19 protein-coding genes and 1 tRNA gene are annotated in these 21126 nt (G+C 42.8%); 14 read left to right on the forward strand and 6 right to left on the reverse strand.

The window, feature by feature from the left end; translation table 11 throughout:
* The first annotated feature begins 9 nt into the window (after nt 1–9).
* On the forward strand, nt 10–744 hold the full coding sequence (locus CYCME_RS00480) for a pteridine reductase (RefSeq protein ID WP_223253203.1): 735 nt from the start codon (nt 10–12) through the stop codon (nt 742–744).
* Here the strand turns inward: CYCME_RS00480 and folK are convergent.
* The 3 genes from folK to tsaD are packed head-to-tail and all read right to left on the reverse strand — an operon-like array spanning nt 741 to nt 2634.
* Nucleotides 741–1232: a 2-amino-4-hydroxy-6-hydroxymethyldihydropteridine diphosphokinase gene (gene folK, locus CYCME_RS00485; RefSeq protein WP_015004909.1), complete on the reverse strand. Its 492-nt coding sequence runs from the start codon at nt 1230–1232 to the stop codon at nt 741–743. The genes CYCME_RS00480 and folK overlap by 4 nt on opposite strands.
* Entirely contained in the window at nt 1229–1588 is a 360-nt protein-coding gene (gene folB, locus CYCME_RS00490; RefSeq protein WP_015004910.1) for a dihydroneopterin aldolase, read from the reverse strand. The genes folK and folB overlap by 4 nt, the downstream gene beginning before the upstream one ends.
* An 11-nt stretch (nt 1589–1599) precedes the next feature.
* Nucleotides 1600–2634 (reverse strand): tRNA (adenosine(37)-N6)-threonylcarbamoyltransferase complex transferase subunit TsaD, encoded by a 1035-nt coding sequence (gene tsaD / locus CYCME_RS00495; RefSeq protein WP_015004911.1) that lies wholly within the window; start codon nt 2632–2634, stop codon nt 1600–1602.
* 214 nt (nt 2635–2848) lie between these two features.
* Between tsaD and rpsU the strand changes: the two genes are divergently transcribed.
* The 6 genes from rpsU to CYCME_RS00525 all read left to right on the forward strand — a co-directional run bounded on the left by rpsU (nt 2849) and on the right by CYCME_RS00525 (nt 10176).
* Nucleotides 2849–3076 carry a 30S ribosomal protein S21 gene (gene rpsU / locus CYCME_RS00500; RefSeq protein WP_015004912.1) on the forward strand — a complete coding sequence of 76 codons (228 nt, stop codon included), beginning with the start codon at nt 2849–2851 and terminating at the stop codon, nt 3074–3076.
* A 26-nt stretch (nt 3077–3102) separates the two neighbouring features.
* Complete coding sequence (locus CYCME_RS00505) at nt 3103–3561, forward strand: GatB/YqeY domain-containing protein (RefSeq protein ID WP_015004913.1); 459 nt, start codon at nt 3103–3105, stop codon at nt 3559–3561.
* Between the two features lie 168 nt (nt 3562–3729).
* Nucleotides 3730–5454 carry a DNA primase gene (gene dnaG / locus CYCME_RS00510; RefSeq protein WP_020161636.1) on the forward strand — a complete coding sequence of 575 codons (1725 nt, stop codon included), beginning with the start codon at nt 3730–3732 and terminating at the stop codon, nt 5452–5454.
* Between the two features lie 85 nt (nt 5455–5539).
* Entirely contained in the window at nt 5540–7342 is a 1803-nt protein-coding gene (gene rpoD / locus CYCME_RS00515; protein ID WP_015004915.1) for an RNA polymerase sigma factor RpoD, read from the forward strand.
* Between the two features lie 6 nt (nt 7343–7348).
* Nucleotides 7349–7425 (forward strand) — tRNA-Ile (locus CYCME_RS00520).
* Nucleotides 7426–7665: 240 nt separating this feature from the next.
* Nucleotides 7666–10176: an efflux RND transporter permease subunit gene (locus CYCME_RS00525; protein ID WP_020931805.1), complete on the forward strand. Its 2511-nt coding sequence runs from the start codon at nt 7666–7668 to the stop codon at nt 10174–10176.
* 30 nt (nt 10177–10206) lie between these two features.
* Here CYCME_RS00525 and hemN read toward each other — a convergent pair whose 3' ends face one another.
* Entirely contained in the window at nt 10207–11592 is a 1386-nt protein-coding gene (gene hemN, locus CYCME_RS00530; RefSeq protein ID WP_020931806.1) for an oxygen-independent coproporphyrinogen III oxidase, read from the reverse strand.
* 334 nt (nt 11593–11926) lie between these two features.
* On the opposite strand from hemN, the gene CYCME_RS00535 reads away from it, so the two are divergent.
* The 7 genes from CYCME_RS00535 (at nt 11927) to CYCME_RS00565 (ending at nt 19027) form a co-directional block, all read left to right on the forward strand.
* A complete protein-coding gene (locus tag CYCME_RS00535) occupies nt 11927–13318 on the forward strand; it encodes an MBL fold metallo-hydrolase RNA specificity domain-containing protein (RefSeq protein ID WP_020931807.1) in 1392 nt (463 codons plus the stop codon).
* 176 nt (nt 13319–13494) lie between these two features.
* Complete coding sequence (locus CYCME_RS00540; RefSeq protein ID WP_041932848.1) at nt 13495–14112, forward strand: 2-hydroxychromene-2-carboxylate isomerase; 618 nt, start codon at nt 13495–13497, stop codon at nt 14110–14112.
* The gene (locus tag CYCME_RS00545) at nt 14112–14750 is read left to right on the forward strand and encodes a glutathione S-transferase family protein (protein WP_020931809.1); all 639 of its coding nucleotides are present in this window, start codon (nt 14112–14114) and stop codon (nt 14748–14750) included. Before CYCME_RS00540 ends, CYCME_RS00545 begins: the two co-directional genes overlap by 1 nt.
* Nucleotides 14751–14816: 66 nt before the next feature.
* Complete coding sequence (locus tag CYCME_RS00550) at nt 14817–15959, forward strand: efflux RND transporter periplasmic adaptor subunit (RefSeq protein WP_020931810.1); 1143 nt, start codon at nt 14817–14819, stop codon at nt 15957–15959.
* Nucleotides 15952–16611 carry an ABC transporter ATP-binding protein gene (locus tag CYCME_RS00555; RefSeq protein WP_015004922.1) on the forward strand — a complete coding sequence of 220 codons (660 nt, stop codon included), beginning with the start codon at nt 15952–15954 and terminating at the stop codon, nt 16609–16611. Before CYCME_RS00550 ends, CYCME_RS00555 begins: the two co-directional genes overlap by 8 nt.
* A 2-nt stretch (nt 16612–16613) precedes the next feature.
* A complete protein-coding gene (locus CYCME_RS00560; protein ID WP_015004923.1) occupies nt 16614–17837 on the forward strand; it encodes an ABC transporter permease in 1224 nt (407 codons plus the stop codon).
* Nucleotides 17834–19027: an ABC transporter permease gene (locus CYCME_RS00565; protein WP_016390318.1), complete on the forward strand. Its 1194-nt coding sequence runs from the start codon at nt 17834–17836 to the stop codon at nt 19025–19027. The genes CYCME_RS00560 and CYCME_RS00565 overlap by 4 nt, the downstream gene beginning before the upstream one ends.
* Here the strand turns inward: CYCME_RS00565 and CYCME_RS00570 are convergent, their stop codons facing one another.
* Both CYCME_RS00570 and CYCME_RS00575 read right to left on the reverse strand, forming a co-directional pair.
* Nucleotides 19028–20203, reverse strand: a complete 1176-nt coding sequence (locus CYCME_RS00570; protein WP_016390319.1) for an MFS transporter — start codon at nt 20201–20203, stop codon at nt 19028–19030.
* Nucleotides 20200–21126, reverse strand: a complete 927-nt coding sequence (locus CYCME_RS00575; protein ID WP_016390320.1) for an AEC family transporter — start codon at nt 21124–21126, stop codon at nt 20200–20202. The genes CYCME_RS00570 and CYCME_RS00575 overlap by 4 nt, the downstream gene beginning before the upstream one ends.

Consider the following 21126-nt stretch of genomic DNA (forward strand, 5'->3'; position numbering starts at 1 on the left):
GAGGGTGGTGTGTCCAAATTGCAGAAAATAGTGTTAATTACTGGTGCGGCAAGGCGAATTGGCGCGCAAATGACGAAAACGTTTCATGCGGCAGGGTACGGTGTTGTGGTTCACTATCGTCATTCACGCAGCGAAGCGGATGAGCTTGTTCAGCTATTAAATAATAAAAGAGAGCACTCTGCGTGGGCTATAAAAGCGGATTTACAGTCGGTGCAGAAAATTGAGCAGATGGTCGATCAGGTGATTACTAGACATGGGCGTTTGGACGTGTTGATTAATAATGCGTCTACATTTTACCCAACGCCAGTTGGCGATGCTAATGAGAGTGAGTGGAATGATTTGATGGGGAGTAATTTAAAAGCCCCATTTTTTGTCAGTAAAGTGGCGTTCAAGGCATTAAAAAAAACCAAAGGTTGTATTGTTAATATTGTTGATATTTATGCTAAACGTTCATTGGTAGATTACCCGATTTATAGCACCGCAAAAGCGGGGTTATATGCGTTAACAGAATCGTTAGCTAAGGAGTTGGCGCCAGATGTGCGTGTGAATGGCGTATCGCCAGGGGCAATTTTATGGCCAGAAAGTCAGGCAACTGAATTGACCGACAGCATTGTTGAAAAAATTCCTTTGCAGCGACAAGGTGCACCCAGCGATATTGCCGAAACAGTGTTATTTTTAGCCCAAAATGCGGCTTATATTACCGGTCAGGTGATTGCGGTTGATGGCGGTAAAAGCCTTGTCTAATCCCAACTAAAATCAATGCGTTTTTGTACGATGTTAGATTTGTCGAAATGTTGCCAGAGCTGCTGGTAAGAGGTCTGTAAAACAGGGTGTTGTAGGTTGCCAGCAATTTCAGCCAGTGGCTCTAAGACGAATGCATACTGAGTTATTTCGCCACGCGGAATATCGAGAAGAGGGTCTTTGCTGATGAAGTTGCCATACAGGATTAAATCTAAATCCAGTGTTCGCGGGTTAAATTTTTTCTGATCAAGGGTGCGGCCATTGTCTTTTTCAATCGTATCAAGAATGGTATCTACTTGTATTGCGGACAGATCTGTTTCAAAAGCAGCAATTAAATTTAGAAAGGGTTGACCATCAAAACCAACCGCGTCGGACTCATAAACGCTGGATAAGGTGAGGTTACCGAATTGTTTTTTTAAGGCATTTATACCGGCACGGATATGTTTTTCGCGCTCAATGTTGCTGCCAATGCTTAGGTAAACAGTGGTCATTGGGGTTTTGATCCACGCTCAATAATAATGCCAACGTCATCGGCATGGCGTAATGCTCCTTTCTTATTCAAGGTTAGCTTTAGCCAAGGGACATTGAAATCATGAATAATCAGTTCGGCAACTTTTTCGGCTAATGTTTCAACTAACTGAAACTCACTTTTTTCGACAAAATCAATCACTGCTTTCGATAGAGATTTATAGTCTAAAGTGTCGTCAATATGATCACTAGCAGCAGCTTTTTTTATGTCCGCGGCCATTTCGATATCAAAAAAAACGGGCTGTTTTACTTTGCGTTCCCAGTCAAAAATGCCAATGATGGCTTCAATTCGTAAGTTTCGTAGAAAAATAATATCCATAAGGTCTTTGTTTACTTTGTTTGAGGCGTATTAAGTGCAGATAATGGCCAGCGAGGTCGAGCTTTAATGCTGAGCTCGTCGAATTCCCCAGCTAATAAACGTTGATAACCAGCGTAAGCGATCATGGCGCCATTGTCAGTACAAAATTCATGGCGGGGATAAAATACCTTGGCGCTGATTTCTTTGGCCATTTGGTCCAGTGTTTTACGTAAACGTTGGTTGGCGCTGACGCCACCAGCAACCACTAGGGTAGAGAGCCCGGTTTGAGTTAAAGCGCGTTTGCATTTAATCGCCAATGTGTCAGCCACGGCATCTTCGAAGGCTCTGGCGATATCAGCACAGGTTTGCTCGTCTAAAGCATGTTGCTGGCTGGTTGTTAAGGCAAAAGTTTTGAGCCCGCTAAAGCTAAAATCAAGCCCTGGCCGGTTGGTCATAGGGCGTGGAAAATTAAACCTTTCCGGATTGCCATTTTTGGCGCAAGCGGCCAAGGCAGGTCCCCCTGGGTAGCCTAAATTGAGTAATTTTGCTGTTTTATCAAAGGCTTCGCCGGCAGCATCATCTAAGGATTCGCCGAGTAGTTGATAGTCACCTATTTGATTGACCTTAATTAATTGTGTGTGCCCACCTGAGACCAATAAGGCAACAAAAGGAAAGCTAGGTGGTGTTGTTTCAAGCATGGGGGCTAATAAATGACCTTCCATATGGTGAACGCCGATAGAGGGGATGTCCCACGCATAAGCCAAGCTTCGAGCAACGCTAGCTCCAGCAAACAGAGCGCCAACAAGTCCCGGCCCAGATGTGTAGGCAACGCCGGACAACTCACGACTAGTTACGCTGGCATTAGCAAAGCATTGTTTAATAAGTGGAATTAGTTTACGGACGTGGTCTCGTGAAGCCAGTTCAGGCACAACGCCTCCGTACTCCGCATGCATGTCAATTTGGCTATACAGCGCATCAGCGAGTAAGCCGCGTTCGCCATACAAGGCAACGCCTGTTTCGTCACAGGATGTTTCAATACCAAGAACAAGTGGTGGCTGGGTAGTCATTGATGGCGATGGTTTAGCAAGGTTTTAAAGCAGGCTATTATACGCAAACAAGGCGCTTTCTGCCTAAACGATATGAAGCTCACGTTAATCATTAACAATAGATTTTCGTTAAAGGTGTTGTTATTAGGAGAGTATGGGTGTTGGCATATGGCTTTGCTGCGTGTATAATCCGCCATCCTTTTACACCATTTAACTTTTAAGAAGAGAGAAATACATGCCTTCAGTTCGCGTTAAAGATAACGAACCATTTGACTTTGCTCTACGTCGTTTTAAGCGTACATGTGAAAGAGCCGGCGTTTTGGCTGAATCACGTAAACGTGAGTTTTATGAAAAGCCAACTGCTGAGCGCAAGCGTAAAGCAGCTGCAGCGGTTAAACGTCATTTGAAAGGGTTGTCTCGCACACGTCGCGCATTGAACAACCTTCGTCGTGGCCGTAGCTAATATTTGCTACTCGCGTCGTTAACATAATGAGCGAACAAGCTACGCCTTTATTGCACCGTATCCGTGAGGATATGAAGTTAGCAATGAAGGCTAAAGAAAAAGAAAAGCTGAGTGTTATTCGTTTAATACTCGCTGCTATTAAGCAAAAAGAAGTCGATGAGCGTATCGAATTAGATGATACGCAAGTCCTCCAATTGCTCGATAAGATGGTCAAACAGCGTCGTGATTCAATAGAGGCGTTTGACAAAGCAGGTCGTGACGATCTATCACTGATAGAGCAAAAAGAAACAAGTATTATCCAGCAGTACTTGCCCCAACAATTAACTGAATCAGAGGTCGATCAACTGATCGATCAGGCGATTACCGAATCTGGTGCGCAAGGCATGAAAGATATGGGTAAAGTGATGGGTATTCTTCGTCCTAAATTACAAGGTCGTGCAGACGTTGGTGCGGCAAGCGGTAAAATAAAAGCCAAGCTTTCTTAATTTGTTTTTATTTAGTGGTCCGCATGATCACTGTATGACAAATTGGTAGGCATGGAGAAGCGCATCAATTTCACTGGGCACTTCCGGCTCGTATAGAAAAGTATTAACGCTTGTTAATGTTGTCTATGCTTCAAGCAAGAATCATAGGGTAAATAAAATACCATAATCATGGCAGGTCGAATCCCCCAGCATTTTATTGATGACTTATTGGCAAGAACCGATATTGTCGAGGTGATTGATAGCTTGCTACCGTTGAAAAAAAAAGGTGCAAACTACTCTGCTTGCTGCCCTTTTCATAACGAGAAAACCCCCAGTTTTACTGTCAGCCAAGACAAGCAGTTTTATCATTGTTTTGGTTGTGGCCAGAGTGGTTCGGTGATTGGCTTTTTAATGGATTACAGCCACTTTAGTTTTGTAGAAGCAATTGAAGAATTAGCAAGCCGCGCTGGCGTGGAAGTTGTACGCGAGCAAGGGTTTGAAACGGAGAAACCGAAACGGGATTTATCGCCACTGCTGCGTATGAATGAGAAGGTGAGTGACTTTTACCAGCAGCAACTGCGACAGCATGGGGCCAGTCATATTGCGACGGAGTACTTGAAAAATAGAGGGCTGACAGGCGAAGTGGCTAAAACCTTCCAATTAGGTTTTGCACCACCAGGTTGGAGTAATTTGCTGTCGTCGTTGGGCCAAGATAACGATTCGCTCCATCAGTTAGGTGAATTAGGGCTTGTGGTGACGAATGAAAATAATAAAACGTATGACCGCTTTAGAGAGCGAATTATTTTCCCTATCCGTAATAAACGTGGGCAAACTATCGGGTTTGGTGGTCGAGTTCTAGATGGCGGCGAGCCAAAGTATTTAAATTCTCCAGAAACGCCGCTCTACCATAAAGGCCGTGAAGTATATGGTTTATATGAAGCGCTAAAATCGTCTACTAAAATACAGCAAATTATTGTGGTTGAAGGCTACTTAGACGTTATTTCGCTTTATCAGCAGGGCGTTACAAATGCTGTTGCTGCCTTGGGTACCGCAATCACTCGCGAGCACGTTGATTTATTATTTCGCTCTGTGTCCACCTTGGTGATATGTATGGATGGTGACACAGCGGGACAAAAAGCAGCATGGCGTGCTGTGACGAATGCTTTGCCAGCTTTGCGCACTGGACGGCAAATAAAAGTATTACTGTTAGCTGAGGGTGAAGATCCTGATAGTTTAATTCGTGAAAAAGGGGCCTCACACTTTGAGCAGTTGGTAGAGCAGGCGACGCCGTTGTCCAGTTATTTTTTTGATTACTTAGGTAAACAGCACCCGTTGACGACAATTGAAGGGCGGGCTGGTTTTATGGAGCAAGCGAAACCATTGCTAGATACATTACCTGCGGGTGCTTTTGCAGAATTAATGAAGAAACAATTAGCACAGCTAACTAAAATGGAAAAGCAAGGTGCGGCCGCTTCCTTCAAACCTCGATTCGGTGCGCGACAAGTTGTTAAAAAAACTGGGGCCGCCCCCCTTTCGGCTATGAGGCATTTAATAATGCTGATTCTTCATGAGCCTGCGTTGGTGCAAAAAATTAATACACAAGACGCTTGGTTACAATTAAATGTGCCAGGAATGCCGGTATTAAATGAAATTATTTCGGTGTTAAATGGTCATATAGAGGTATCGCCAGCAATGCTGCTAGAACGGTTTCGTGGGCACGAACATGAAAAAATTATTAGAGCATTGTTTGCCGAAGAGCGATTAATCGAAGGGGAGTCGACTGAGCAGGAGTTTTTAGGCGCGATTGAGCGCTTGAAAGAGCAGGCAAAAAAGAGTCGTTATGAAATATTATTGGCAAAAGCAGAAGATTTAAGTGAAGAAGAAAGAGATGAGCTTAGAGAATTAATGAAATAAAAGAACATTCGTAGATAAATTAAGAATATCTGCTAAAATACTCGGTTCAGTTGGCGAAAATTTGTACTTAGTTCACGGGAACATAATGGATAAAGAACAACAGAAAGAACAAACCTCTAAAATCAAAGCATTGATTAGTAAAGGGCATGAGCAAGGTTACTTGACGTATGCGGAGGTGAACGATCACCTACCACAAGACGTGGAGCCAGAGCGTATTGAAGAAATCATTACAATGATTTCAGATATGGGCATTAGTGTCAGCGAAGAGGCGCCAGAGTCAGATACTGTATCCGATGGCACCGTTGCTCAAACGGTTGATGAATCTGCTGCGGCTGAAGTAGCGGCTGTTGCTTTAGCAACCGTTGATAAAGAGTTAGGCCGAACGACAGACCCTGTCCGTATGTACATGCGTGAAATGGGCACGGTTGGCTTATTAACTCGCCAAGGTGAGCTTGATATAGCTAAGCGTATTGAAGAAGGGCAAAACGAAATGTTGGCGGCGATTGTTCGTTACCCAGCTGTTGTGGATCGCTTTTTTGATGTGTTCGAAAAAATTAAGAGTGATGAGCTTCGCCTAGCAGACTATATTCCAGATTTTGTTGATTTAGAAGACGACTATGATTACACGCAGCCTGCGGCAGCGAAAGATGAAAGTGCGCCTGAAATTCCAGCATTAACCATCGAAGATGTCGAAGTTCGTATTAACGAAATTGCGGCTAAGTACAAAGAATGTACTAAGGTGATTAAAAAAGAAGGTTATGCCTCAGAAAAAACTCAAAAAGAGTTTGATGAGTTGGCCTTATTGTTTATGGCGCTTAAATTTACACCGCGTTTCTTTACATTGCTTTCAAATGAAATGAAACAATGTGTTGAGTTGGTTAGAGCTCAAGAAAAAACCATTATTGACATCTGCGTTAAACAAGCAAAAATGCCGCGTAAGTTATTTATCGCAGGCTTTGTTAAAAATGAAAGTGACATAACATGGTTAGAAGAGCACTTAAAAACAGACGAGCCATTTGTTGCTGTTATTAAAGAAAATTTCCATGAAATTAAAAAAGCACAAGTTAGGCTGGCTAATGTAGAAAGCGAAAGCTCTTTAGTCACGACAGAAATCAAAGACATTAACCGTCGCTTATCGATTGGCGAAGCCAAAATGCGCCGTGCTAAAAAAGAAATGGTTGAAGCCAATTTACGATTGGTGATCTCCATTGCTAAAAAATACACAAACCGAGGGCTGCAATTCTTAGACCTTATTCAAGAAGGCAATATCGGCTTAATGAAAGCGGTTGATAAGTTTGAATATCGTCGTGGTTATAAGTTCTCTACCTATGCAACATGGTGGATTCGTCAGGCCATTACGCGTTCCATAGCCGACCAAGCAAGAACGATTCGTATACCAGTGCATATGATAGAAACGATTAATAAATTGAATCGTATTTCACGTCAAATTTTGCAAGAAAAAGGTCGAGAAGCATTACCAGAAGAGTTAGCGATAGAAATGGAAATGCCAGAAGACAAAGTCCGCAAAGTACTTAAAATTGCAAAAGAGCCTATCTCTATGGGTACACCGATCGGTGATGATGAGGATTCAAGCCTAGGTGACTTTATTGAAGATGCTAACGCAGTGTCACCAGTAGACTCAGCAACAATTGAAAGCTTGAGAGAGTCAACACAAGACGTACTTGCTGGCTTAACCGCTCGCGAAGCAAAAGTGATTAGAATGCGATTCGGTATTAATATGAATACTGATCACACACTGGAAGAAGTGGGCAAGCAATTTGATGTGACTCGTGAGAGAATACGCCAAATTGAAGCAAAAGCATTACGTAAATTACGTCACCCTTCACGAACAGAGCATTTACGTAGCTTTATAGATACGTCAGAATAGAACAATGGGCCTATAGCTCAGTTGGTTAGAGCAGTGGACTCATAATCCATTTGTCCAAGGTTCAAGTCCTTGTAGGCCCACCATATAAAAAGCCTCAATTCCCGTTTAGGGAGTTGGGGCTTTTTTATTTAAATAAGGTTTTTCAATGCGCTAGATTTACTTTATTCGGTAACCGTATAAAGCCTATAGCGGGTGGGTGATAAAAAGAAGGTGTTGCTGGCCTTTTAAAAAAGCTTTAAGTGAAAAAAATCACAAATTAAATTTAGTAATATGCTGTTTACCCGTATGCTTATAGACAATTCATTAATGAATCTATAAATAATATGTCGACAACATTATTAGCCATTTATAACCGGACCGTTTTAGGTCGACCTATTTTTACAATGGTCGTAATGGTGCTTTTAGTCATTTTTCTGGGGACTCATGCTACTAAGTTTAGACTAGATGCCTCTGCTGATTCGTTAGTCCTAGAAAATGATGAATCATTGGAACTTTATCGGTCAATAAAGGCGCGCTATGGTTCAGATGATAGTTTAATTCTTACCTATACACCTCAGTTGGATATGTTTTCAGATGAGGTGCTACAAGACATAAATCAGTTACGGTCAAAATTAAAAAAGATTGATCGAGTTGAGTCAGTAACTACTTTATTAGATGTGCCTTTAATTAATAGCCCTCCGATGACGTTGTATGAGTTAAGCGAGGAGGTTATTACGTTAGAAAGCCCTATGGTTGATCGTGAGCTAGCTAAGCAAGAGATAATTTCTAGTCCGCTTTACCGTAATCTATTAATCAGTCCTGATGGGGAAACGACTGCCCTGCAAATAACGTTTAAATTTGATGAAAAGTGGGAGAGTTTGCTAAAAAGTCGTGATGCTTTGCGTACCAAGCAGTTAGAAAATAAGCTTTCTGTAAAAGAGGCTAACTTACTGCAAAAAATTTCAGATGAGTTTGATGCTTATAACGCATTGTTACAGGTCCAACAAAGTAAAGATATTGAGACAGTACGTAATATCATGGATCAACACCGAAAGTCCGCGCACTTGTTTTTAGGGGGCGTGCCGATGATTGCCAGCGACTCGATAGACTTTATTCGGCATGATTTATTAACGTTTGGTATTGCTGTTTTTGTGATTCTCATTATTATTTTAAGTGTCATTTTTAGACGCTTACACTGGGTTATTCTGGCCATGATGACCTGTTCAGCATCAGCAATGAGTGTGATTGGTATCTTGGGTCTTTTAAATTGGCCGGTGACGGTTGTTTCATCAAACTTTGTTTCATTGCTTCTTATCTTAACGTTATCGTTATTGGTTCATTTAATTGTCCGGTATAGAGAATTACATCGAACACTGGAAAATTATGATCAGCGAGAATTAGTGCTTGAGACGGTAAAAAGTAAATTTATTCCCTGCTTGTATACATCGATCACCACGATGGTGGCCTTCGGTTCGCTACTGGTTAGCGGTATTCGCCCAGTGATTGATTTTGGTTGGATGATGGTAATAGGTATTGGCATCGCGCAGCTGATGACGTTTACATTATTTCCTGCGGCAGTGGTGTTATTAAATAAGGAAAAGCCGACGCAAGAACATGATATTACCGAGAAGCTGACACAGTTTTTGGCAGATAAGAATAAGCAATATGGTCGTGGAATCATGTTGTCTTTTGTTCTCTTGGCGGTGTTAAGTGTTTGGGGGCTTGCTCAACTGACCGTTGAAAACCGTTTTATAGATTACTATAAAGAGTCGACAGAAATTTATCAGGGTATGGAGCTGATAGACCAAAAGCTAGGCGGTACAACCCCCATGGATGTGGTTATTGATGCACCGGCTTATTTTTACGAAGAAGAGGCTGAAGAAGAAATATATGAGGAGGACGATGAGTTCTTTGATGATGAGTATGGTGATGCTGCTGTTGGAATAACCGGCTCAAGTTATTGGTTTAACAGTCAGATGCTAGGGAAGATTGAGGAGATACATAATTACCTTGATGCCTTTGATGAAACAGGGAAGGTAATCTCCATAGCAACAGCAGTAAGTTTGCTGAAAACGCTCAATGAGGAGATTCTAAATAATGATTTTGAGCTGGCGATTCTTTATAAAAAGTTGCCCCCTGTTATTAAGGAATCGTTAATTGAGCCTTACATGTCTGCCGATGGCAATCAATTACGTTTTAGCATCAGAATTTTTGAATCAGACCCATCACTACAACGCGGAGAGTTATTGGCAGAAATTAAACAGGGTCTAAACCGTGACCTTGGGATAGATGAGGAGCAAATTAAAGTTACCGGCATGGTCGTTCTCTATAATAATATGCTTCAAAGCTTATTTCGCTCACAAATTTTAACCTTAGGCGTTGTGTTTGTTGCTATTTTGATAATGCTGGCAATACTTTTTCAAAACATACGTTTAGCAGCCATCGCCATCATCCCCAATATAATGGCCGCGGGAATGGTGCTTGGGCTAATGGGCTGGTTAGCAATTCCACTGGATATGATGACAATCACCATCGCCGCAATTTGTATAGGCATAGCCGTCGATGACACGATTCACTATGTACACCGTTTTATAGATGAATATAGCCAACATCACGATTATTGGTTAGCGGCTCAGCGAAGCCATAGTTCGATTGGTCGAGCAATGTATTACACATCGTTGACGATTACGATAGGCTTTTCAATTTTAGTATTTTCTAATTTTATACCCACTATATATTTTGGTCTTTTAACGGGGTTTTCAATGATTGCAGCCTTACTGGCGAATATGACGCTCTTGCCATTACTTATTATTCGTTTCAGGCCACTGGGTAATCAGCCAAAAATTAATGTTTAATAAGGCTTGTTAGTAGGGGATTTAAGGGGGCTAAATTACGCTCGAAAAAAGGTGTTTAGCTTTTTGTTGGCTATAAAAATCAAATGCCATGCAAATATTTCTAATCAACAACTGCCCAGAGGCTAAGACCTTAATTTCATTAGTATCGTAGCGTATCAACCCATCACGCGAAAATTGATCGAGCTGTGGGTAGGCGTCAGCAAAGTAAGTGGCAAAATTAATATTAAGTTCTTCTTCAATAGTCCTAATATCTAGCGTGAAATGGCAAATAAGCTGCGTGATCACAGCACGGCGAATTTTATCGTCGGCATTCAGAGTAATGCCCTGATAAATAGCTAGTTCATTATGCTTCAAGCTGTTTGCATAGTCGTCTAATGTGCGTTGGTTTTGGGAGTAGGAATCTGCAATACGCCCAATAGAAGTAACGCCAAGGCCAATCAGGTCACAATCTGAACGTGTGGAGTAGCCTTGAAAATTTCGGTAGAGTTTGCCATTGTGTTGGGCAACAGCCAGCTCATCGTCAGGCTTTGCGAAATGATCCATGCCAATGTATACATACCCAGCGCTGGTCAATTGATCAATAGATTGGTGCAGTATTTCTAGTTTTACTTCGGGCGTGGGTAACTCGTCCTTGTTCATTTGGCGTTGAACTTTAAAGCGCTCAGGCATATGTGCATAATTAAAAATAGACAGCCGGTCAGGGTTCGCGCCATGGATGACTTTATCAAGCGTTTGTGAAAAGCTACGAGGCGTTTGATGGGGTAAACCATAAATTAGGTCGAGGCTAATAGAACGAAAATTATTTGCACGGGCGGCATCAACAACCGCCAATGTTTCGGTTTCACTTTGAATGCGATTAACGGCCTTTTGAACAACGGGGTTGAAATCTTGAACCCCTAAACTGATTCGATTGAAGCCAATCTCTCGTAATAAAGCGATGGTTTTTTCATCGGCTTCACGAGGGTCTATTTCAATGGAAAACTCGCCGTTATCATCATCTGCTAATGTGAAATGTTGGCGTGTAACAGCCATCAGTTCGCGCATTTGTTGATGATTAATAAAAGTGGGCGTGCCACCGCCCCAATGTAGTTGTTCGACGATGCGTTTAGAATTAAATAAGGCTGCTTGTAGGGCGATTTCTTTGTGTAAATTATTCAAGTAGGGAACAGCATGCTGACGGTTTTTGGTAATGATTTTATTGCAGGCACAATAAAAGCAGACCGTGTCACAAAAAGGCAGGTGAAAATATAGAGATAGCGGCCCACCTCGTTGATTGGATAGGTCAACTTGCTGCTGATAACTTTCAGCTGTGAAATTTTCATTAAATTCAACAGCTGTTGGATACGAGGTGTAGCGTGGCCCAGCTTTGTTATAACGCTGAATAAGGTCGAGGTCGAAAGTTACGGTTTGTTCCAAGGCTATAGTGATGTGCAAATGTTCAAGGCACTATAGCACTTCAATATGGGTTGATATGATGAAATGAAGTCAGATCTGATGCGGATCAAGTTAACGTGATATCAATTAAAGTAGGTGCGATTTGCTGATATTTACGCACCCAAGTTTGTGATAAAACAAGGCAATGGGGTTGCTCGATGATGGCGCATGATATAAGCATTCAAGCCTGACTGAGCTCGCCAATCGTTTAGAAAGTTGGTACGTAACGCGGTGTATTTTTAGATGATATGATGAAGTGCATAGGACTTTATTTTTATCGGCGTGCTCAGAAAAATTTGAAGTTAAAGGAGACAAGTTGAATATTACATTCCACGGTGCTGCAAAGGGAGTAACCGGCTCCTGTCATCTTATTGAATGTGCCGGTCAGCGCATTCTCATTGATTGTGGGCTATATCAAGGCAGTCGAGAAATTATTGAAGAAAATGCTGAACCGTTTGGCTTTGACCCTGCTTCGATAGATTTTTTATTACTGACGCATGCTCATTTAGACCATTGCGGGCGAATCCCTCTGTTGGTGAAACGCGGTTTTAAAGGGGTTGTTATCACCACGGCAGCCTCATTGGAGTTGGCTCGGTTGGTTATGCTGGATTCTGCTGGCCTACAAGAAGAAGAGGCACGCTACCAACAACGTAAAGCAAAACGACAGCAAAATAGTGATAAGGACATTAAGCCGCTATATAGTATTTTAGATGCGCTCAATAGTTTAGAGTTTTTTGGCAGACAAGCCATTTACGGGCAATCTGAACAGCTAGCAGCGGGGATACAAGCAACCTTTTTTGAGGCAGGGCATATTCTGGGGTCAGCGTCTATTCTTCTGCAGCTTGAAGAGAAGGGTGAGGTTCGACGAGTGCTCTTTTCAGGTGATCTTGGTTACGGTGGACGGGCCATTTTGAACGCACCAGACAGGCCGCCAAAAGTAGACACGGTTATTATGGAAACAACCTATGGTGATAGGGTGCATAAGCAATTACAACCCTCTATTGAAGAGCTTTATGGGGTGATTAATGAAACGATAGGCCGTGGCGGAAATGTCATCATTCCGACGTTTGCGATGGAAAGAGCGCAAGAAGTGCTCTATTTTTTACGAGAAGGTATTCTTAGTAAAAAGATAAAACATTTTATTAATGTGTTTCTTGATTCACCCATGGCAATTTCTGCAACGCAAATTTTTGCGCGGCATCCTGAATGCTATAACACAGAAGCTCTAAACCTGTTTAATGAAGGCAAAGACCCTTTTGGGTTTCCAGGGCTACATTTTACGCGTGAAACGACCGAGTCAATGGCAATCAATCAGGTGAGTGGTGGTGCTGTTATTATGGCAGGATCGGGTATGTGTACGGGCGGACGTGTGCGACATCATTTGAAACATAATCTATGGAATCGGCGCAGTAGTATTGTATTTGTTGGCTTCGCAGCTCAGGGAACGTTAGCAAGACGTATTATTGATGGTGCAAAAACAGTAAAAATATTTGGTGAAGAAATGCCTGTTCAAGCCAGTATTCATACGATTGGTGGTTTTTCTGCGCATGCTGACCAAACTGAATTAATCGCATGGCATGCAAAAACAGGGAACCCTAAAACGACGTATCTTGTTCATGGTGAAGAGAAAAGCATGAAAAGCTTTGCTGCAAAAATTCAAGCAACAGATGTGAGAATACCAACGCTGCATGAATCGTTTGAACTATAAAGACGAGCATTAGCATTTAGGCTAGTGTATGTATGCGATAGCGATGCACTATAAAACAAACGGTTAATGTCGTTATATCTGCAATACTGCATGCCTGAGCAGTATTTTTAGGGATGTTAATAGCACATATAGCGGTCTATACTAATAAAAAAATGTAAGTATGGAGGGGTGAGGGGATGAACGATAACACAGCAAGTAATGCGCAGGCAGTGACCAAGGTTAATGTCTATTTTAATTTTAGAAGTCCATATTGTTATTTAGCGTCTAAAAGTATGTTTTCTGTCGTTGATCAATACCGCGTAAAGTTTTTATGGAAACCTTTTGGCGGATGGGCCGGTCGATCATCGCCTGAGCGAGTAAAGAAGAAAATACATTTAGTACGCCAAGACGTAGCACGTAGTTGCAAGAAAATGGGTATACCATTTTCTCCACCACCGATTGAAACGGACCCAACATTGGCAGGCGCAGTCTCGTTTGCAGCGGAAAAAGAAGGCCTGTTGAAGCCTTATATCATTGAAGTGATGAGGCAAGAGTGGGCAGAAGGCCGTAATATCGGTGAAATAGATACTTTGTTTGAAGTAGCAGAAGTAATAGGTTTATCACATGAATGTGTTGAAGCAGCCAGTAGTGATGAGTCTTATCTCGTTAAAATGGATGAGAATTGGCAAGAAGCACAATCAAAAGGGGTTATTGGTGTGCCATCGTTTACGGTTGACGATCAAATCTTTTGGGGAAATGATCGGATTGATTCGTTGAAAGATCACTTGCATGACCTGAGATTGAGAAACATCTAATGGTAACAACAGAATCGTCAATAACACTTTATCAACGGCCAGATTGCCCCTTTTGTTGGAAGGTACGGTTAGTTGCTTTTGAAACCAAGCTGACCATTAGAGAAATTGTTGTTCAATTAGATAAAAAACACCCTGATGTCGTGTCTTTAAACCCAAATGCGACAGTGCCCGTTTTGGTAGACGGTGATTTGGTGATAATTGAGTCAGCACAGATTATTGAATACCTGCTTGACCAGTGTCCAGAAATACAGCTGATGCCTAGCTCGCCTAAAGCACGTGCGAAGGTCAGACAGCTACATCACTACAGTGATAGCAAATTAGGAAAAGTTCTATTTCCCTATATCAAGCAAAAACGAGATAGCCCAACACACGAAGCCAGTGCTGAGGTTAAGGAATCGACTCGGTTAGCCTGGTTTGATGAGCAGCTCATCTTATCGGAGCAATTGGGTCAGAGTGAGTTTTTTGCTGGGCATTTCTCAGTGGCAGAATGCGCCTTAATACCGCGCTTTTGTTTGGCCATCACACATGGCTTAGCAATCGATGAGTCATTCCAAAACTTGCATGATTGGTATGCACGTTGTGCCGCCCGGTCCTCTTTTCTTAAAGCACTGCCTGAGCAATTTCCGGGGCTTGCTTAGTGCTCTGGTGCGACTTACGTTTCGTCGCTGTTAACATAAGTTTAATGGTTATCTACGAGGGGTTGTATGACAATCCTTAAGGTTATAACGGGTTTAATTTTATTGCTGTTGCTGATATCGGCATGGTTTTATTTCAGTGCTGAAGAGCCAGTGCCGGTACGCTTAGTGTCCGTTAGTAAAGGGCCAGTAGATTTAACGGTTTCTAATACTCGGGCAGGTACCATTAAAGCTTGTAACCGATCACATTTATCATTACCCACCGGTGGGCAAATTGCAGAGTTGTTTGTTAACGAGGGTGACCACGTTAAGAAAGATCAAGTGCTTATTCGACTATGGAATAAAGATCATCAAGCTCGTTTTGAAGAGGCGATTGCCAGAGTGGAGGCGGCCAAACTCACGGTAATTGAAAGCTGCCGTATGGCGAGCCTTAATAAACGTGAACATAAGCGATTAACAGGGTTAGCGGCTAAAAAATTGGTGTCTGTGGAACGTTTGGATGCTGCCGAGACGAAAGAGACTATCTCAGCGGCAAGTTGTAAGAAGGCTCAAGCTAGTAAGGACAGTGCTATTGCCGGTATGAAATTACAACAGGCGATGATAGAGAAAACCGAATTAATAGCGCCCTTTTCGGGTGTGATTGCTGAAATTAACGGTGAAGTGGGCGAGTACATTACGCCATCTCCATCAGGTGTGGCAACGCCGCCGGCCATTGATTTAATTGGCGAAGGTTGTTTGTATGTCCAAGCCCCTGTCGATGAAGTGGATGCCTCCTCAATTCAACCGGGTATGCTTGTGCACGTGACATTAGATGCGTTTCGTGGGGAACGGTTTGAGGGAAAGGTTTCGCGAATTGCACCGTATGTAAAAGAGCTTGAAAAACAAGCGCGTACGGTAGATATAGATGTTAATTTAGTAGATAAAGAACATTATCAAAAAATGCTTATCGGCTATAGCGCCGATGTAGATGTGGTTATTGAGCAGCAGAAAAACACCCTTAGGTTACCGACAGAAACGATTATTGATGGCAATAAAGTATTGGTATATCAGGCATCTAATAAACAGTTGGTCTTAACGGAGTTTACCCCGGGCTTGAGTAACTGGCGTTATACAGAAATTAAGGCGGGCTTAACGGATACTGAGCAAGTGCTGATATCGCTTGATGTAGAAGGCGCTGTGGATGGAGCCTTAGTGACCATAGACGATGATTGAATTAGATCATTTAGAAAAAAAGTTTCAAATCGGTGATCAAGTTGTTCATGCTCTGGACGATGTTTCTTTAAAGATTGAACAAGGCGAGTATATAGCTGTGATGGGGCCGTCAGGCTCAGGTAAATCAACCTTAATGAATATTTTGGGCCTGCTTGATAGGGCTAATTCGGGTGATTATATGCTCGATGGTATTAATGTATCGACCTTAGAGGAAGCCGAGCGGACAACGTTAAGAAGTCAAAAAATTGGTTTTGTTTTTCAGTCTTATCATTTAGTACCCCGACTATCGGCACGAGAAAATATTGAGTTGCCGATGATGTTATCGGGCATCCCAGCGCAGCAACGTAAGCAGGCAGTGGATGATATTCTTGATAAATTGCACCTAATGGATCGAGCGCATCATAGCCCGAATCAATTATCAGGTGGGCAACGACAACGTGTCGCGATAGGCCGAGCAATAGTGATGAAGCCGAGCATTTTATTAGCAGATGAACCGACGGGTAATTTGGACTCAACATCTGGAGAGGGTGTGACGCAGTTGCTCGAATCACTAAACGCAGAAGGTATTACTTTAATGGTAGTAACTCATGACGCCACACTGGGTGCACGAGCGAAAAGGCAGTTGAATATGTTAGATGGGCGTATAGTTTAACGATGTTTTGGTCAGACATTGTGGGGTTTATAACGCATGTCTTAAGTCGACACCGGTTTCGTACGATAACGTTATGGCTTGCCATTGCCATTGGTGTTGTTGCAGTTAACTTGTTAACAGCATTGGGCGAAGGGGCCAAATCATTTGTCCTTAAAGAGTTTAATGTACTCGGCCGTAATACGTTAATTGTTTTACCTGGGAAAAAAGAAACCACCGGTGGTATGCCGCCTCTGACAGGTGAATCACCAAGACCGTTGACATTGAAAGATGCCATATCAGTCTCTCGGCTATCAGGTGTAAAAGCAGTGGCGCCCATAGTGGTCGGTAATATTGAAGCCTCGTATGACGGTAAAATTCGTGAAGTATTAACGATTGGCACGAGCCGAGATTTTTTCCTTATTCGTCAATTAAAGGTATCTCAAGGTCAAATGCTACCGACTTTAGACCTCGATAAAGGCGAAGCAGTGTGCGTTATCGGCAATAAATTACGACAAGAGCTATTTCAAAATAAGCCGGCGCTTGGCGAACGGATACGGCTGGCAGACAGTCGATTTCGAGTAATAGGGGTATTAAACCAAGGCGGTACTAGTTTTGGTTTTGATATGGATGATGTGATTATTATTCCGGTCGCAAATGCACAGTCTGTGTTTAATGTAGAAGGGCTGTTTCGTTTATTTGCAGAGGTGCGGGTTTATCAACAGCTCGATAATATAAAGCAAGCCATTATAGAGCTGTTAAAAGAGCGACATGAAGGTGAAGAAGACGTTACGGTGATTTCTCAAGATGCTATGTTGACCTCGGTTCAAGAAATATTGGATATATTAACAATAGCGGTGGCAGGCATTGCCTCTATCAGCATGTTAGTCGCCGGTATTTTGATTATGAATATGATGATGATAACGGTTTCTCAGCGGGTTAAGGAAATTGGCTTACTCAAAGCATTGGGGGCAACCTCATCAACAGTACGGGTGTTGTTTTTATCTGAGGCTGGGCTGATAGCAGCAGTGGCCTCTATGTCGGGTTTAGCGTTGAGTCAGCTGATTGTTTTACTGGCGAATATATATTTTATAGAGCTCCAATTTCACTCACCTTGGTGGGCGCAAGTGGGTTCTATATTATTGGCGATATTACTGGCGCTTATATTTGCATGGTTGCCAGCTCAGCGAGCATCAATGCTTTCGCCCGTTGAAGCGCTGCAAGGTAAGCAGCAAAAGGAAGTGTCTTGAATTGGGTCGATAGTGGACGCTGGATCTTTAGCTCGGTATTGAGCTATCGGTCGAGAAGTTTATTAACGGCTTTAGGAATGGCCGTTGGCATTGTCTCGGTGACCTTGTTAACGGCTATCGGCGAAGGGGTTCAACAGTATGTATTAGACAGTTTTTCACAGTTTGGCGCTCGAATTATTGCCATTAACCCTGGTTTAAAAGAAACGCATGGCGCTGGTGGCCTGCTGTCTTCAGTGCGACCGTTAACATTGCGAGATGCACAAGCGCTAAAGCAGTTAACGGGTGTTGAAAAGGTGGTGCCTGTGGTTCAAGGCTCGGGCGTTGTAGAGTTTAATAATCTGCAGCGCAGTGGGGTTATTTTGGGTGTCGGGCCGGATATGAGTGATGCCTGGGACTTTAAAGTGGCTCAAGGGAATTTTTTCTCCGGTAATTTGGAAGATGCGCGCTCGACAGCGGTATTGGGTTACACCATGAAAAAAGAATTGTTTGGTGACTCAAACCCACTCGGCCAGCATATTCGTGTGGGTGGTCAGCGGTTTCGGGTCATTGGCACTATTGAAAAAAAAGGCCAGATGCTTGGGGTCGATATGGACGATACGATCTATATTCCAGCGCAAAATGGTTTGCAGATGTTTAACAGAGAGTCGTTGATGGAAATTAATGTAGTGTTTTCAGCAAATGTAACATTAAAGCGCATTGAAACGCGTATTAAGGATCTTATGATTAAGCGTCACGGGCGAGAAGATGTCACGCTAACCACACAAAATGATATGTTGGAGTCAATGGGCAAAATACTCTCTATTTTAAAATTATCGGTGGGTGGGCTAGGCGCTATTTCATTGCTCGTTGGTGCAGTTGGTATTTTGGCGATTATGACAACAACGGTAAGAGAAAGAACAGCCGAAGTGGGGTTGCTCCGAGCGCTTGGTGCGGATAAAAAAACGATATTAATATTATTCTTGGGTGAGGCTGCCGTGTTAGCGTTAATAGGCGGCCTGTTAGGCTTAGTATTGCTGTTTATGCTAACCGGCTTGTTACAGCTTTTTTTACCGGGCTTACCGATAACGTTTAATTTACTTTTCTTAGGGCTGGCATTAGTGATGTCAGCAGTAATTGGCCTAATAGCCGGTGTTGTCCCAGCTGGGCAAGCGGCAAACTTAAACCCGATTAACGCACTTCATGAAGAGTAATTAATGCGCAGGCTGATGTGTCTTTAAGCGCTGAGTGAAGAGAATAATACTGATCGTTAACAGTATGTAAAAAGGATACAGGTTTTGCCAATGGTGATGATTGCCGATTAAAAACCCGGCCAGTGGAGGGCCAAATAATATCCCTGGGCCTTGGCCAGTAATAACAATGCCTATAACACGGCCTGTATCAATCGGCTTATCGGCTAAACGAGGGCTTTGGGCAAAAATAGCAGTGGGTATCATGCCTAAGAAAAACCCCAGTAAAGCCAATAGTATTAAACCCAATTGGTCTGGATAGCTTGTATGTAGCAGTAGAGTGATTACGATAGTGAGCGCGACGGCGGGGAACGTCAGCATTTTAAACCAAGGGATACCCCGATGAATGAGAAAGCCGCTGACTAAATTTCCAGGGATAATAAAAGCGGGCAAAATAGTCGTAGTAAAAAGTGCGTTGCTCAAGCTAACTTGATAGGTTTCAATGAGGTATGTGGGAAGATAGGTGAGCATGCTAAAGAAGGTGCCAGTGAAACAGGTAAAAATGAGCCCCATAATAATAGCCTTATAGACAACGGACCGAGAGAGTTTCTTATGAACGGTGTCAGAGGCGGTACGTGTTGGGTCAACAAGTTTTATTGATAGTATAAGTAAGGGTAGGGCAAGAAAAAACGCCGCGCCCCACAGCCAACGCCAGTTAAAAAACTCTAAAATCACAGGGGCTAATAAAAAGGTTAGCACACTTCCCGCGGGCATCCAAAGTGCCCAAACACCCATTGTTAAGCCCATATCGGAAGGTTTCGATAAATGTGAAATTAAAGTTGGTGCAGCAACAGACACAAAGATAACTGCGATGCCTTCAATGATACGGCTTAATATTAATTCGTTAGCAGAATTGATAATGATGCTAAAGCCGGCGGTAATAATAATCAGGCTTAATGCGATTTGTAACACTTTTTTGGGGCCGTAGCGATGCGATAAGGCGCCAACAAATATGCCCAGTAGGACACTGGCTAAGGCAGCCGAAGACATAATCCAACCAATTTGGATAACACTCAACGGTAACTCTTTTTTTATCTCTAATAAAGCAGGGCTAGCTTTGGTAACAGTAATGGCCGACGCTATACCGGTTAGGAAGCTTAAGCAAACACCACCCCATTGGGTTTTTGTAACTGTGTTCATATTAATTGTGTTAAATAATCTGAAAGGCTAGGGGCTATTAAAAGGTAAGCCGCTGTGCCTAAGGTTAATGCGGTACAAAAAAGTGCAGAATCTAGTTTAAATCGATCAGCTAAAGCAATACCAACGATAACGGGGGGGGCAGCGGCTGTAATGCTGGTGATAATTAACACCTCACCGCTTAAGCCAACAGGAACCCCACTACTAAACGCGATGGCTGGGCTAACAATCAGCTTAATGAACATAGCTGGTATTGTCAAAAGAACATATTTAAAGCTGCTTATTTTAAAGTTTACGCCCACCATTAAAAGTAACATAGGCACAGTTGCCAGCCCCATCATTTTAAATGCCTGAATAATGCTTTCGTGCGGGATCCATTGAAAATACCGAAGGGTTAACGCTATAACGATTGCCCAAACGGGCGGCATCAGCAGTAATTCACGACCTAAATGACCACCGGCAATGCGCGTTCCAAAGTGCGCTGCAACCAGCACGGCAATTATCCAAACAAAAGGGACGGTGGCGAGCAGGTCATAAATTAATGGAATGCTGGCCATTTCAGCACCAAATAAGGCCTCAACGGCAGGCAAGGAAATCCCCATGCCATTGCCAAAACTAGCCGCTAAAACTAACGCACCGGCTTGAGGGCGGGAAATATACCCTGCACGAAGCAGCCCAGAAAATAGGATTAGGCTTAGACCCAAGCACAGGCTGATGGTGATAATGCCGGTCATGGGTACCTGATAAAGCTCTTCTTTTAGTGGCGTTGTAAGAATGATATATAAAATCAAGGTAGGTGCTAACAGGTTAACCACCAAGGCACTTAGGGTGCTTCTTAGTTGTTGTGTTGTAACACCGCCGGGTTCAAATTTATGCCAAGCCACGCCGGTGGCGAGGATTAAAACCATGGGTATTAAGCTACTCAT

Source organism: Cycloclasticus zancles 78-ME, from assembly GCF_000442595.1.
In the GTDB taxonomy this organism is placed as follows: domain Bacteria; phylum Pseudomonadota; class Gammaproteobacteria; order Methylococcales; family Cycloclasticaceae; genus Cycloclasticus; species Cycloclasticus pugetii.

What these genes read in the sequence shown, in the direction of transcription:
- tsaD (WP_015004911.1), bottom strand. Translation starts at nt 2,634, where the DNA reads ATGACTACCCAGCCACCACTTGTTCTTGGTATTGAAACATCCTGTGAC.
- rpoD (WP_015004915.1), top strand. Translation starts at nt 5,540, where the DNA reads ATGGATAAAGAACAACAGAAAGAACAAACCTCTAAAATCAAAGCATTG.
- CYCME_RS00560 (WP_015004923.1), top strand. Translation starts at nt 16,614, where the DNA reads ATGTTTTGGTCAGACATTGTGGGGTTTATAACGCATGTCTTAAGTCGA.
- rpsU (WP_015004912.1), top strand. Translation starts at nt 2,849, where the DNA reads ATGCCTTCAGTTCGCGTTAAAGATAACGAACCATTTGACTTTGCTCTA.
- CYCME_RS00545 (WP_020931809.1), top strand. Translation starts at nt 14,112, where the DNA reads ATGGTAACAACAGAATCGTCAATAACACTTTATCAACGGCCAGATTGC.
- folB (WP_015004910.1), bottom strand. Translation starts at nt 1,588, where the DNA reads ATGGATATTATTTTTCTACGAAACTTACGAATTGAAGCCATCATTGGC.
- CYCME_RS00550 (WP_020931810.1), top strand. Translation starts at nt 14,817, where the DNA reads ATGACAATCCTTAAGGTTATAACGGGTTTAATTTTATTGCTGTTGCTG.
- CYCME_RS00570 (WP_016390319.1), bottom strand. Translation starts at nt 20,203, where the DNA reads ATGAACACAGTTACAAAAACCCAATGGGGTGGTGTTTGCTTAAGCTTC.
- CYCME_RS00555 (WP_015004922.1), top strand. Translation starts at nt 15,952, where the DNA reads ATGATTGAATTAGATCATTTAGAAAAAAAGTTTCAAATCGGTGATCAA.
- dnaG (WP_020161636.1), top strand. Translation starts at nt 3,730, where the DNA reads ATGGCAGGTCGAATCCCCCAGCATTTTATTGATGACTTATTGGCAAGA.
- CYCME_RS00525 (WP_020931805.1), top strand. Translation starts at nt 7,666, where the DNA reads ATGTCGACAACATTATTAGCCATTTATAACCGGACCGTTTTAGGTCGA.
- CYCME_RS00575 (WP_016390320.1), bottom strand. Translation starts at nt 21,126, where the DNA reads ATGAGTAGCTTAATACCCATGGTTTTAATCCTCGCCACCGGCGTGGCT.
- folK (WP_015004909.1), bottom strand. Translation starts at nt 1,232, where the DNA reads ATGACCACTGTTTACCTAAGCATTGGCAGCAACATTGAGCGCGAAAAA.
- CYCME_RS00540 (WP_041932848.1), top strand. Translation starts at nt 13,495, where the DNA reads ATGAACGATAACACAGCAAGTAATGCGCAGGCAGTGACCAAGGTTAAT.
- CYCME_RS00505 (WP_015004913.1), top strand. Translation starts at nt 3,103, where the DNA reads ATGAGCGAACAAGCTACGCCTTTATTGCACCGTATCCGTGAGGATATG.